Genomic DNA, 13778 nt, shown 5'->3' with positions numbered 1-13778 from the left:
ATCTGCTTCAACTGTTCGGCGGCTTATTTTTATTGGTGATTGGCGCTGAGTTATCAGTCCGTGCCGCTGTGCGCCTGGCCGCCAGCCTAAAAGTCCGCCCATTGATCATCGGGTTGACGGTGGTTGCCATGAGCAGCAGCGCTCCGCAAATGGCGGTTAGCTTGCAAGCGGCTTTTTCATCCAGTCCCGACATCTCAGTGGGCAGTGTGGTGGGCAGCAACATTTTCAATGTGCTGGTCACCCTCGGTCTTTGCGCGCTAATCATCCCACTGCGAGTTGCCCGCCAACTGGTACGCGTCGACATCCCGTTAATGATCGGCGCCAGCGCGCTGGTCTTCGCCTTGGCGTATAACGGCGAACTCAGCGCTATTGATGGCGCCATCCTTCTGTTTGCATTGCTGGCCTATTTACTGGTGCTGGCGCGACGCTCGCAGGGGCAGGTGCCGAAAAACCCACCGGGACAACCCCACGCGTCCCGCGCACAGCAATTCGTCAGCCTCATGACCATGGTTTTCGGTCTGGCGCTGCTGGTGATGGGTGCAGGCTTGCTGGTACAGGCCGCCGCAGTCATCGCTCAGGATCTCGGTCTATCGGAACGGGTGATCGGCTTGACTGTGATCGCGGGCAGCACCTCGTTACCCGCGCTGACCACGTCGTTGATCGCCGCCATGCGCGGCGAACGGGATATTGCAGTCGGGAACGTGATTGGCAGCAATCTGTTCAACCTGCTCGGCGTATTGGGACTGACGGCGATGGTCGCACCGAGCCCGTTGTCCATATCGCCGAACGCGCTGAATTTCGATTTGCCGGTGATGCTGGCGGTTTCTGCGGTGTGTTTGCCGGTGTTCTATTCCGGCTATCGGGTCACGCGCACCGAGGGTTTACTGTTGTTGTCGCTGTACTTGGCTTATGGACTGCACATCGTCTCGTTCACCACCGGAATGCCACTGGCCAACACCTTGGAAAAACTGATGAGCTACGGGGTTCTGCCGCTGCTGGCGGCGCTCATCTTATTCACTACGGTGAGAGCGTGGCGGCGTCAGCACTAAGACGGCGGACTAAATCCAACCGCCCCACTGCAAGATGAAAATACCGATATTGGTGGTTACCGCCGCGGCCAGGGTGGTGATCACGATAATTGCCGCCGCCAATTCATGATTGCCATTGGCCGCCCGCGCCATCACAAAGCTGACTGACGCGGTTGGGCTGCCGAAGTACAGAAACAAAATCCCCAACTCTGCCCCGCGAAAACCACACAACCATGCGCCCAAGGTGCTGAGCACCGGCAGCCAGATCATTTTCACCATGCTGGCGCTGATCGCTATGTCGCCACTTTTGCGCAACGCCGCCAGCGACAAGGTGCCGCCAATACAAATCAACGCCAGCGGCAGCGTCATCTGCGCCAGGTATTCACCCGAAGTTTGCAGCCAGCCCGGCAGGCCGATTTTGAAGTACGCAAACGGCGCCGCCGCCAGCACGCTGATAATCAGGGGATTGCACAGGATGCTTTTGAACACGCTCCACGGATCGGACTTGATTACCGGACTGTAGACCGCGAGCACAATGGTCGACAACGTGTTGTAGAACAGAATCACCAGCGCCGCGAGAATCGCACCCAAGGAAATCCCATAGTCGCCATACAGACTACCCGCCAGCGCGAGGCCAATGACGCCGTTGTTCCCACGAAACGCGCCTTGGGTGAAAATTCCTCGGTCTTCGTAAGGACAGCGCCAAATCGCCCAGCCCCAGGCGAAGGCAAAGCTGACCAGCGTTGCGACGAAGAAATACCCCAGCAGCGCCGGCTTTAGCGCCGCGCTCAGGTCCGCATGAATGATGCCGAGGAACAGCAACGCAGGCATGGTGACGTTGAATACCAAGGCCGAAGCGGTATGGATGAAGCTGTCATTGATCCAGCCCACCCGCTTGAGCGCCACGCCGAGAAAGAGCATGGCAAAAACCGGCGCGGTGATATTCAGGGTTTCTAAAAGTATACCCAGCATGCGTTCAAAACCCTGACCTGTCGTTAGGTGGCAAATGATATGTCAGCGGGCGTCCAGATTCACTGTGCAGGCGGTGTGAGACCGAATTTATTCGGGCATACGGGGGGCGGGGCCAATGTGTTACACCACCGGCACGCCTTCCAGTTCCACCACTTCCGGTCGCTTCAGCAGCGCATACGACACACCGGTCAGCAGGCTGCCGGCGACGATGGCGAGCAGGTACAACAACGCGTGGTTGATCGCGTTCGGGATCAACATTACGAACAAGCCGCCGTGGGGCGCCATGAGTTTGCAGCCAAAGAACATCGACAATGCCCCAGTCAGCGCGCCGCCGGCGACGCTGGCCGGGATCACGCGCAACGGGTCTTTCGCGGCGAATGGAATCGCGCCCTCAGAAATAAAACACAGGCCCAACACCAACGCCGCCTTGCCCGCCTCGCGCTCGCTTTGCGCGAACTTGTGCCGCGCGATGACGCTGGCGATGGCCATGCCAATGGGCGGCACCATACCGGCGGCCATCGCGGCGGCCATGGGCGCATAACTCTGGGATGCCAGCAGCCCCACCGAAAACGCATAAGACGCTTTGTTGATCGGCCCACCCAAGTCGACGCACATCATGGCACCAAGCAACACGCCCAACAGCACCGCATTGGTCGTGCCCATGCTGTCGAGAAAATGCGTCAACCCCAGCAGCATCGCTGCCACGGGAGTGCCTATCACGTAGATCATCACCAGCCCGGTGAACAAACTCGCCAACAGTGGAATGATCAGAATCGGCTTAAGCGCCTCCAGACTTGCCGGCAGCCGCGCGTAACGGTTGATCGCCCATGCGCTGTAACCCGCCAGAAAACCAGCAATGATCCCGCCGATAAACCCCGCACCCAAGGTACTCGCGAGCAAACCACCAATCATTCCCGGCGCGAGGCCCGGACGGTCGGCAATCGAATAAGCGATGTAACCGGCCAGCAATGGCACCATCAATTTGAACGCGGTGTCGCCACCGATTTTCATCAATGCAGCGGCCAACGTGCCTGGTTCTTCATAGGCGTGGATCCCGAAAACAAACGACAACGCGATCAACAGCCCCCCCGCCACCACCATCGGCAACATGAACGACACACCGGTCAACAGGTGCTTGTAGACGCCAGTTCGCTCTTTTTTGCGCGGTGCTACGTTCGCGCCCACCGCCGACTCCACCGAGCCTTCGGCCAAGGCTGTTTTCAAGGTAGCGTCCGGGTGTTTAAGCGCAACGCCGGTGCCGCAGCGATAAATTCGTTTCCCGGCAAACCGCTCGGTATTGACCTCGATGTCTGCCGCCAGCAACACCACGTCCGCCTCAGCGATGGCCTGGGCGCCCAATGGGTTGCGCGCGCCCACCGAGCCTTGGGTCTCCACATGCAGCTCATAACCCAAGCGCTTGGCCGATTGCTGAATAGCTTCCGCTGCCATGAACGTGTGGGCGACCCCGGTCGGGCAGGCTGTGACCGCGACCAAGCGTGGGGATCTGGCGTTTGCGGTGGTTGATGGCGACGTTTTAACGGGTGCTGCGGCCAGCACGACGGCTTGCTCAGCAGCGCTGCGCAAAAAACCTGCAATATCCTCCAACGCGTGAGCGGGTGTGGTCTGAAACACAGGCTTGCCCACAAAGCGGCTCAAATCCAACTCGCCGGTGTTGACCACCAACACCCAATCAGCGGCGACAATCACTTCGGGCGACAGTTGATTATCCGGCTGACGAGGGTCATGAACCTCAACACTGGTGTGCCAACCCTGTCGTTGCGCGGCGGCTTCCAGCAAACGGGCACTGAGAAAGCTGCTGATTTTTCCATTGGGGCAGGCGGTAATGATGACTAACTTCATGGGTGACAATCCTTCTTATTGTTCTGTCAGGGCGCGCACGTTGACGCCCTTTTCAAGCAATTTCAGTTGCGCCAAATCACTGATGCCGAAACCGATTTGGGTCACTGCCATCGCCGCGATCGCGGTGGCGGTGCGCAGGGTCTGTTGTGGCGAATGCCCGCTGATCAGGCCGTGAACCATTCCCGCCAGCAATGAATCCCCGGCACCGACCGTGCTGGCGACCGTCACCTGGGGTGGCAACGCTTGCAACGCCACGACAGAACTAAACCAGTGCACCCCTTGCGACCCTTGGGAAATCACCACGTGCTCGATGCCTTGCCCACGCAAACGAGCGGCCACCTCGGCCTGGGCCTCAATGGAAATAATCGGTGCATCCAACGCCTCGGCCAACTCTTCGGTGTTGGGTTTTATCAACCATGGGCTCGCCGACAGCGCGGCGCGTAACGCCATCCCACTGGTGTCGAGGGCGACTTTCAGGCCCATGGCGTTGAGACGCAGCAATAGCGCTTGCAGCCATTGAGGGCTGACGCCGCGCGGCAAGCTGCCGGCCACTACTACGGCGTCGAACCCCCCGGCGATTTGTTCCAGACGGGTCATCAACTCATGTTGCAGATCTTCACCGACCTGCGGCCCTGGGCCGTTCAGGTCGGTAATGCGCCCGCTGCTCTCGGCCAACTTGATGTTGCTGCGGGTTTCACCGGGCACCCGGACGAACTCGTCGACGAACCGCCGATGGGCAAACAGCGTCTCGAACGGCTGCTGATTGTCGATGCCGAGAAATCCACCCACCGTCAATTCGTGCCCCAAGTCGGCCAACACCTGCGCGACATTCAGGCCTTTGCCAGCGGCATGAGTGAACATGGCGTGGCTGCGATTGACCTGTCCCACCTGCAACGGGCCCATCTGTACGGTCAGGTCCAGTGCCGGGTTTAGCGTCAGGGTTAGAATTTTCGCCATTACAAAGCCTCCAAAAGCCGGGCATCCATTGCCAAGGTTTCAACAAGCGCACGCACTTCGGTGGCTGTCCCAAGCGTTAACGCACGCTGCGCCAGGTGTTGCACGTCGCCCAAGTTCAACTCACGGACGCAGGCTTTGACTTCGCCGATGCTGCGCGCCGCGACACTCAACTCATCGACGCCCAGTCCCACCAACAGCGCCACCGCCACTGGATCAGCCGCTAACTCACCGCAGATGCCGACCCACTTACCGTGGGCATGGGCAGCGCGCACGGTGATGTCGATCAGTTGCAATACGGCGGGGTGTAGGCCGTCTGCCTGACCCGATAATGTCGGATGACCGCGATCGATGGCCAAGGTGTACTGCGTCAGATCGTTGGTGCCCACGCTGAAGAAATCCACTTCCCGCGCTAACACAGGCGCCAATAATGCCGCCGATGGCACTTCGATCATGATCCCCAGTTGCAGGTCCGCCACGGGAATTTCTTCACGCAGGCGCAAGGTCATGTCCCGCGCCTGACGCCACTCTTCAACGGTGCCGACCATAGGAAACATGATCCGCAACGGGCGATTGTCGGCAGCGCGCAATAGAGCACGCAGTTGGCTTTCCATGATGTCCGGTCGTTGCAAAGTCAGACGAATGCCTCGTACGCCCAAGAACGGATTTTCTTCCTTGCCCATTGGCCAATACGGCAACGGCTTGTCGCCGCCCACGTCCAGCGTTCGCACCACCAGCGGTCGTCCCTGGAGGGCATCCAGCACGCGTCGGTATTCAACTTCTTGGGTGGCTTCGTCTGGGGCCTGGGCATGGGCCATGAAAATCAGCTCAGTGCGCAGCAGGCCAACGCCCTCCGCTCCGAGTTCCACTGCCAGCGCTGTGCTCGCGCTGTCACCGATATTGGCGAACACCTCCACGGCGTGCCCGCAACGGGTCAGCGCGGGTTCCAGGCGTAATGCGGCAGCCGCATTCAAGCGCTCTGTGCGGATGTCGCGATCATGGATGGCGCGCAGCAAGGTGGCGGTATCTGGCGCGACGCTGAGTCGTCCGCGCAGGCCATCGAGCAGCAACGGCGTACCGGGTTTGATCAGCAACACCGCGTCGCCCGCCCCCACCACCGCCGGAATGCCCAAGGCGCGGGCGACAATGGCGCTGTGTGCAGTCGCGCCACCACGGGCTGTCAGTATGCCGGCGACCCGTGCGGGATTGAGGCGTGCGACATCGGACGGGCCGACTTCTGCCATGACCAGAATGTACGGTTGCTCGGGCTCGGCGACCGTTTCCACACCGCATAACTGCGCCAGCACCCGGCGCCCGATGTCTCGCAGGTCTGCGGCGCGCTCGGCCAGCAGTGCGTCGTGCAATTGCTCCTGCTGCAAGGCGGCGGCTTCGATGACGCCGATCCAGGCAGCCGGCGCACTTTCGCCTTGTTCCAGGCGGGCGGCGACTTCGTCGGTCAAGCCGGGGTCGTCGAGCATTTCCTGGTGAGTAACGAAAATCTCCCGAATCGCCTTGGCCTCGGCGCGCTGGATCAGTCTTTCAAGGTCCTGACGCACCGCAAACAATGCCAATTGCAGGCGCTGGTGCTCGGCCGCGCTTGATTCACCCTGTGAAGGAAAGTCGAACCGCTGCGGCACCTGAATGTGCGCCGGCCCCACCGCAATACCGGGGGCAGCAGCAATGGCTTGAATCACAACGCCATCGGCGGGCCCCATCACGCTCTGGGTGCCCGTATTCATTGCCGTCGTCACTGGCGATACGGCGGCGACCACCGGTGCCGCTGAGGATGGGCGGGACAGCACGTCAACTTCCTCACCCAGCCCCTCGAGAACCGCTGCAATCAGCGCGGGCAACGCATTGATGGCGACGGAGGGATCAACGGTGAACTCCAGGGTTTGACCATGACGCGCGCCCAGGCTCAGCAGCTTGGTCAGGCTTTTGACCGACACCGCACTTTCGCCACTTTCCACAACGCGTACGCGAATCTCGCCTTCGAAGGTTTTAGCCAGTTGCGCTAGGGTCTTCGCCGGCCGGGCATGAAGTCCATGGGCGTTGCTTAGCGTCACCCGCTGGCTCGGCCAATCTTCGGGCAATTCGCCGCCCAGTACCGCCAATACCGCGCGACTGCTGGTGGCGAGACCCAACTCGTGGCCTCGGCCTTCGATCAACACCGCACACAAGCGCTCAAGCAGTACCTGATGGGCTTCACCCATGCTGGCAAGGCAAAATAACCCGGTGAGCGGTTTGCCTAGAAAACGAATTGGTTTGTCTGGCGTGACAAACGCCAGGCCGGGACGCTTGACGGTTTGCTCACTGTGCAGCCACCAAAGGCCATCGCCCAACGGCAGCGCTTCAACCTGTTGCAGTACCGCAGCGAAGCCGTTGCTTACGCAATCAGCCTTGCGCAGCAGGCGAGCACCGCGCCACACCAATTCTTCGAAATCATCGGCCGATACACCGAGGCTGATCAATTGCGCGTCCAGGGCCAAGGCTTGCGGAGCACCTTGCAACAATCCAATCAACGCGTCAGGGGTCGTTGCCTGGCGCAACGCCTCACCTAGATCAGCTTCGCCCAGCGCACGGGTGAGCAGTTGCAGTAAACGTAAGTGTTCGTCGCTTTTAGCCGCTATACCAATGGCCAAGTACACAATCTGCCCGTCACCCCAATCCACGCCGTTAGGGAACTGCAACAGGCGCACGCCGGTGGCGAGCACCAGGTCGCGGGTTTCTGGAGTGCCGTGAGGAATGGCGATGCCTTGGCCCAGGAAGGTCGAACCTTGGGCCTCTCGGCCTTGCAGCCCCTGGAGATAACCCTCAGCCACCAAACCATCGGCGACCAGTTTACTGGCCAGTAATTCCAATGCAGCAGATTTGTCCACGGCCGTTTGGCCCATGGATATCTGCCCTACGGTGAGTTCGAGCATGCCTTTCTCCTTTTTGTTTTAGGGACTGCATCCACACAATTACCGATTGAACCAGCTTAGGCGAGTGTGGCGATAACCCTCTGACACCCATGAGGCGGGCAGTGCGACTGGATTATTTTTCAAGCTGAATCGATTAATCTGTCAAGTGCGGCACGTTACTCGATAATCTGCTGCCGTTGAAGCCCAAGCGTCATATGACTTGGACGGTTTTTCAAAAAATTGCGCGAAATAACTGAGAGCTTCAAGTTGTGCGAAGGTCTCCTGAGAATAAGCGCCTGAGATTAGAAGTCAGCGGGAGGTAACCCGCTGTAGCGGTATTTCAGACACACCGCAATCCAACAACAAAAAGGATATTGGGTTGAAACTCACTGATATTGCTCGTCTGGCCGGTGTTTCAGTGACCACCGCCAGCTACGTCATCAACGGCAAAGCCGAACAGCAACGCATCAGCAGCGCGACCGTCGAGCGTGTGCGCAAGGTGGTTGATCAACATGGCTTCCGCCCCAACCCACAAGCCGCCGGTTTGCGCAGCCGTCATACGCGAACCCTGGGATTCATCCTCCCAGACCTGGAAAACCCCAGCTACGCACGCATCGCCAAACTGCTGGAACAACGCGCCCGCGCCCACGGCTATCAACTGCTGATTGCCAGCTCCGACGACTCCCCTGCCAGCGAGCTGCAACTGCTGCAGCTGTTTCGCGCCCGGCGTTGTGATGCGCTGTTTGTCGCCAGCTGCCTGCCATACGATGACGACAGCTACCGCGAACTGCAAAAGGTCGGTCTGCCGATTATCGCGATAGACCGCCAGATGGACCCTGCGCATTTCTGCTCAGTGGTCAGCGATGACCATCAAGCCAGCCTGCAACTGACCCACAGCTTGTTGAAGCCGATGCCCCGGCACATCGCGCTGATCAGCGCGCACCCAGAACTGATCGTCAGCCAGATCCGCACCGCCGGTTTCGAGCAAGCGCTCACACGCTTCAGCGGCGAGGTCATCGTTCAACAGGGCGAAGCCTTTAGCCGTGAGTGTGGCAAGCGACTGGCCAGCGAACTGCTTGAACGTTTGGGCCAGTTGCCCGACGCACTGATCACCACGTCCTACGTGTTGTTGCAGGGTGTTTTTGACCTGCTGCACAGTCAGGCGCTGAATCCGGCGCAACTGCATTTAGGCACCTTCGGTGACACTCAATTGCTAGACTTCCTGCCGCTGCCGGTCAATGCCATGGCGCAACAGCACCCACTGATCGCGGATCAAGCACTGGCGCTGGCGTTAGCGGCGGTGGAAAAAGACGATTACCAGCCCGGCGTGCATGCCATTGCGCGGACGTTCAAACAACGTATTCACGAGGTCTGAATATGACGTTGATCGACACCCATACTCATTTGGATTTTCCAGACTTCGACGCTGACCGCCAGACGCTGATGGCAAACTGCCGAGCGGTGGGCGTCGAACGGGCGGTGGTGCTAGGTGTGCATCAGCGCAACTGGCCGCGGGTGTGGGATTTGGTGCAAAGCGACGCCAGCCTGTTCGCGGCATTCGGCCTGCACCCACTGTATCTCGATGAGCATCTGCTTGACCACGTGGAGGAATTGGGCGACTGGCTGACACGCCTCAAGGGACATCCACAGCTGTGCGCGGTGGGTGAATTCGGGCTGGATTACTTTGTTGAGACCCTGGACCGAGACCGTCAACAAGGGATGTTCGAGGCGCAACTGCAACTGGCCGTCGACTTCAATTTGCCGGCCCTTTTGCATGTCAGACGCAGCCACGCCAACGTAATCGCCACACTCAAAGACTACAAGCTCAAGCGCGGTGGGATCATCCATGCGTTTGCCGGAAGCCGGGAAGAAGCGGATGAATACATCAAGCTTGGGTTCAAGCTCGGTTTGGGGGGTGCAGCGACTTGGCCCCAAGCGCTGCGCATGCACCGGGTCATCGCTAAACTGCCGCTGGACAGCGTCGTGCTGGAGACCGACGCCCCGGACATGGCGCCCGCCATGTACCCTAACCAGCGCAACAGCCCCGAGCATTTGCCTGACATCTGCTTGGCCCTGGCCCAGTTAATGGGCGTGCCAGCTGAGGAGTTGGCCAACGCCAGCACCCGCAACGCCTACGAGCTGTTCAACTGGAAATAAGCAGCGCTATACGCGAAACGCGCTAATCAACTGCTTCAACTCCACGACCTGCGCCGATAATTGACGGCTGGCGTGTTCCGTTTGATTCGCACCTTCTGCCGTGCGCTCACCCGCACGGTTGATTTCGACAATGTTTCTGTCGATGTCATGGGCCACCGCCGTTTGCTGCTCCACGGCGGCCGCGATCTGCTGATTCTGGTCGACGATCATGCTGACGGCGCCAAGGATATTTTCCAGCGCTTGCTGGACCTTTTCTGACTGCCCCACGGTGCCATTGGCCATTTCATGGCTGACGCCCATCGCCTTGACCGCCGCCCCGACACCGCCTTGTAACTTGGCGATCATCTGTTCGATTTCCTCGGTGGATTGCTGAGTGCGCTTGGCCAGGGTACGCACTTCATCTGCCACTACCGCAAAGCCCCGGCCCTGCTCCCCGGCCCGCGCCGCTTCGATAGCAGCGTTGAGCGCCAGTAAATTGGTTTGCTCGGCGATACTTTTGATGACATCCAAAACACGGCTGATGGACGAGCTGTCGGTTGCCAATTGATTGATCACCAACACCGATTGATCGATCTCGCTGGCGAGCCGAGAGATGCTGATCTGCTGGGATTCGACCAGCCCACGACCACTGACTGTTTCTTGGTTGACGCTGTGCGCGCTGCTCACTGCCGCAGCCGCACTGCGCGCTACCTCCTGCGCCGTGGCGGACATTTGGTTCATCGCTGTGGCCACCAATTCGATTTGGTTGCGCTGCCCCGCCACCGCCTGATTGCTCACCGCCGACACCGATTCAACCTGTCCGGCTTGCCGCTCGACCTCACTGACGGTCTTGCCCACCAATTCGATCAGGTCATGAATTTTCTTCACCGTGCCGTTGAACACCCGGCCGAGTTCGCCCAACTCATCACGGCTGTGAGCGGTAAAACTGGCGGTCATGTCACCCGCAGCCACCTTGTCCATGACGTCACCCAACCGCCTCAACGTGGTGCGCGTCGAAGCGTAGAAACCGCTGTAGAGATAAACGATCAGCAAGAAGGCCCCGGCCAGCGCAACCACCAATAGAATCGTGTGCTGACGGTTTTGCACCAGCCGACCTTGCAGGTCCTGATTAAGGAAGGCCACGGTCGCGTCGTCCAGTTGATAAGTCTTGGCGATCAGCCCAGTGACCTGTTGATAGAACGCCTCCCACGGCGCATTCAAGCTGTCGGCCGACACCACCTGCTGCTCGAATATCTCACTGCTTTGTTTGAGTGTCGCCAGGCTGGCCTGCGCCGGACCTTGTAATGCGTTGCGCGCAGCAGCGCTGTTACCGAAGGCGTCCTGCAGCTTCAAGGCGTAATCACCCTGGATGCGTTCAAGTTGTTGCAACAGCTCATCAAAACGGGTGCTGGCCGATGAGTTGATCATGCCCTGCCCCAACGAATACGAACCCATGGTCCGACCGTCGCCGATGGCCTGGGTGATCAACGGGGTGACGCTGGTAATCAAATCGATAAGTTGCCGCACATCGCTGCTGCGGTCCTGGCTAAGACCCGCTTGGCTGACGACGACTTTGCTGAAGGTCTGCGCCTTGCTTAACAATCGCGACATCATCCCGCTTTTGCTTTGCAGCGACGACTCGGCCTGCTGCGCCTTGAAAGCGGAAATAAGTTCGTCACGCTTGGCGTTGAAGGCAGCAACCTGGCTTGGATCTTCCGCCGGCGCGTTCAGGTTCTGCAAGGTGCTTAACACGGTGGTTTCCAGAGCGGAAATTCGCGAACTCAGGGCTTCGAATTGACTGGCCTGGCCAAGCACGACGTTCATGCCCACCAGCCCGTCTAGGGTCTCCAAATCTCGCCGCAGGTTTAGACTGGCGCCTACCAGTTCGAGGCTTTGCAGCTCGGTTCGGGTACCGACAAACTCGCGATAGGAATCCCTGACCAAATAAAAGTTGGTCACCAACATGGGCAGGAAAAACAGAATACTAATGAGGGTGAACTTCATCGCGAAGCTCAGCCGGTTCATCAGCGCGATGGCTGGATACAAAAGGCTCTTCACAAGAACGCTCCCTTTTTCTTATTTTTAGGGGTGCAGCGATTCGTCGAAATAGCGCAAAGCCACCATTCGCGACTAGGTCTGTATACCTGATATCCACCGGACGTTTTGTAAGTAAAGGTAAACGAAGGCGCTAAACCGGCCGACGCGCCCCCCTCTGTAGAGCCAACTTGTTGGCGAAGGCCTTTAAGCGGTATGCCTGATACACCGCCTCGCGAACACGTTCGCTACCAGAGGCGAGAGGTACGACGCGTGCATCAGGTAAAACGCTTCCCGAATGAATTCGGTCCCACAGATTTCTGTAGGAGCGAATTCATTCGCGAATGGACTAACGCGGTCGGGCCAAAGGACCGCTTAAACCAGCAACGTCCACAACGCAAACCCGGCGTACCAAACCACCGCTGAGCGCAGCAACAGTTCCCACAGCGCATCCAAGTTGGCAACGCCGTCTGCGCCAACCACAGGGGTCGGGATTTCGCTGGCCACTTGGCCAGTTTTTGTCACTAACTGCGCCGCGCTGATGTTCCAGTTCAGCAACTCATGCAGCATCAACCGGCTGACCGCGACGAAATTTCCGACCAGGGCAAAACTGGCGGCGAGCAGCCGCACCGGCACCCAATCAAACGCGTGATGCAACTGAGCTGCGCGCTCGACCAGTGCAGGATTTTTGCCATGGGTAACGGCCAGCGCCAGCAGTCGATAACCCAAGGCCGCCACCGGTCCCAACAAGAAGTACCAAAAAATTACCGCAAAAAAGCTCTGATAGGCTTGCCACAACAAGTAGCGCTGAACGCCTTCGAGCAGTTGTTCGCCATCTTCGGCGATGACGCCCATATCACGCTCAGCAACGAGACTGGCAGCTTGCGCGTCGCCTCTGCGCCAGGCATCGCGAAAAGGCCCCAACGTGGCCAACAGGTCGCCGCGACCCAAACTGTAGATCAATACCACCAAGTGCACCGGCAAACCCAGCCAGCCATACGCCACCGACTGCACCACCACCAGTAGCAAGGCCAATAGCACCACCGGCAGCAGAATCAGCAATGCCAAAATCAACCACGGCCGGGTGCTCAGGCGCGGGGTGTTTTCAAGCTTTGCCAGCTCCCGCAACCATGGGCCATCACGCTGTACGCGTTGGCGCAAGGCGGAGAACTTCTCTATCCAGACGGCGAACAGCAATACCAAAAAACTCATTCCTTGTCCCTCACTTCAATCCTGCAATGCCGCTCGAAAACGCGCCCACTCAAAACATGGGCCCGGGTCTGTCTTGCGTCCCGGAGCAATATCGCTGTGGCCGCAAATTCGCTGCGTGGTAATGGCTGAAAATGTCGACTGCAACTGGCGAGTCAATTCAATCAGGGCGTCGTATTGAGCGTCGGTGAAAGGCAATTCATCGGTGCCTTCCAGCTCGATTCCAATGGAGTAGTCGTTACAGGTTTCACGCCCTTCAAAACGGGAGATTCCCGCGTGCCAAGCGCGGTCCAGGCAGGACACAAACTGCGTCAGCACGCCGTCGCGCTCGATCAAAAAATGCGCCGATACCCGCACATCAACGATGCTTTCAAAATAAGGGTGTTGTGTGACATCCAGCTGGTTCTGAAAGAACGCTTGCACGTAGCCGGTCTTGAACTGAGCGGGGGGCAAACTGATGTTATGGATCACCAACAGCGAAATCTCGGCCTCGGGCCGCTCATTGAAGTTGGGCGACGGACAGTGGTGCGCGCCATGGCACCAACCGCTGACGGGGTCCAGCTGCATGAAGGGTTCCTTGAACGGCGGATCAATAACGCAAGTATGCCCGCGACGGGGAATCACGGGGCAGCAATATTTTGTGTTGCCGACAAAACAGGGCGTTTTGTCGGGATGAGCGCTT

Annotated in this window: 10 protein-coding genes; 3 read left to right on the top strand and 7 right to left on the bottom strand. The window is 59.0% G+C overall.

The annotated features are described in order from the left end of the window. Positions 1–2 precede the first annotated feature (2 nt). Positions 3–1049 carry a calcium/sodium antiporter gene (locus RHM65_RS10270; RefSeq protein ID WP_322171143.1) on the top strand — a complete coding sequence of 349 codons (1047 nt, stop codon included), beginning with the start codon at positions 3–5 and terminating at the stop codon, positions 1047–1049. Between the two features lie 9 nt (positions 1050–1058). Here the strand turns inward: RHM65_RS10270 and RHM65_RS10265 are convergent, their stop codons facing one another. From RHM65_RS10265 to ptsP, 4 genes are all read right to left on the bottom strand, one after another. Continuing rightward, the gene (locus RHM65_RS10265; protein WP_322166082.1) at positions 1059–2000 is read right to left on the bottom strand and encodes an AEC family transporter; all 942 of its coding nucleotides are present in this window, start codon (positions 1998–2000) and stop codon (positions 1059–1061) included. Positions 2001–2120: 120 nt separating this feature from the next. After that, positions 2121–3860 carry a PTS fructose-like transporter subunit IIB gene (locus RHM65_RS10260; RefSeq protein WP_322184889.1) on the bottom strand — a complete coding sequence of 580 codons (1740 nt, stop codon included), beginning with the start codon at positions 3858–3860 and terminating at the stop codon, positions 2121–2123. A gap of 15 nt (positions 3861–3875) precedes the next feature. Continuing rightward, on the bottom strand, positions 3876–4817 hold the full coding sequence (gene pfkB, locus RHM65_RS10255; RefSeq protein ID WP_322166084.1) for a 1-phosphofructokinase: 942 nt from the start codon (positions 4815–4817) through the stop codon (positions 3876–3878). Continuing rightward, entirely contained in the window at positions 4817–7738 is a 2922-nt protein-coding gene (ptsP, locus tag RHM65_RS10250) for a phosphoenolpyruvate--protein phosphotransferase (RefSeq protein ID WP_322184887.1), read from the bottom strand. The genes pfkB and ptsP overlap by 1 nt, the downstream gene beginning before the upstream one ends. 358 nt (positions 7739–8096) lie before the next feature. Here ptsP and cra point away from each other — a divergent pair, with 358 nt between their 5' ends. Then, positions 8097–9092 (top strand): catabolite repressor/activator, encoded by a 996-nt coding sequence (cra, locus tag RHM65_RS10245; RefSeq protein ID WP_322184885.1) that lies wholly within the window; start codon positions 8097–8099, stop codon positions 9090–9092. Then, positions 9089–9874: a TatD family hydrolase gene (locus RHM65_RS10240; protein WP_322185295.1), complete on the top strand. Its 786-nt coding sequence runs from the start codon at positions 9089–9091 to the stop codon at positions 9872–9874. The genes cra and RHM65_RS10240 overlap by 4 nt, the downstream gene beginning before the upstream one ends. Positions 9875–9880: 6 nt before the next feature. On the opposite strand, the gene RHM65_RS25320 is transcribed toward RHM65_RS10240, so the two are convergent. The 3 genes from RHM65_RS25320 to ampD all read right to left on the bottom strand — a co-directional run bounded on the left by RHM65_RS25320 (position 9881) and on the right by ampD (position 13663). Continuing rightward, positions 9881–10585: a methyl-accepting chemotaxis protein gene (locus tag RHM65_RS25320; protein WP_416195105.1), complete on the bottom strand. Its 705-nt coding sequence runs from the start codon at positions 10583–10585 to the stop codon at positions 9881–9883. A gap of 1677 nt (positions 10586–12262) precedes the next feature. Continuing rightward, the gene (gene ampE, locus RHM65_RS10230; protein ID WP_322184883.1) at positions 12263–13099 is read right to left on the bottom strand and encodes a regulatory signaling modulator protein AmpE; all 837 of its coding nucleotides are present in this window, start codon (positions 13097–13099) and stop codon (positions 12263–12265) included. A gap of 15 nt (positions 13100–13114) precedes the next feature. Beyond that, complete coding sequence (gene ampD / locus RHM65_RS10225; protein WP_322184881.1) at positions 13115–13663, bottom strand: 1,6-anhydro-N-acetylmuramyl-L-alanine amidase AmpD; 549 nt, start codon at positions 13661–13663, stop codon at positions 13115–13117. Between the last annotated feature and the right edge of the window lie 115 nt (positions 13664–13778).

This window comes from Pseudomonas sp. CCI4.2, assembly GCF_034350045.1.
In the GTDB taxonomy this organism is placed as follows: domain Bacteria; phylum Pseudomonadota; class Gammaproteobacteria; order Pseudomonadales; family Pseudomonadaceae; genus Aquipseudomonas.
This window is presented reverse-complemented; position numbering and strand designations above follow the sequence as displayed.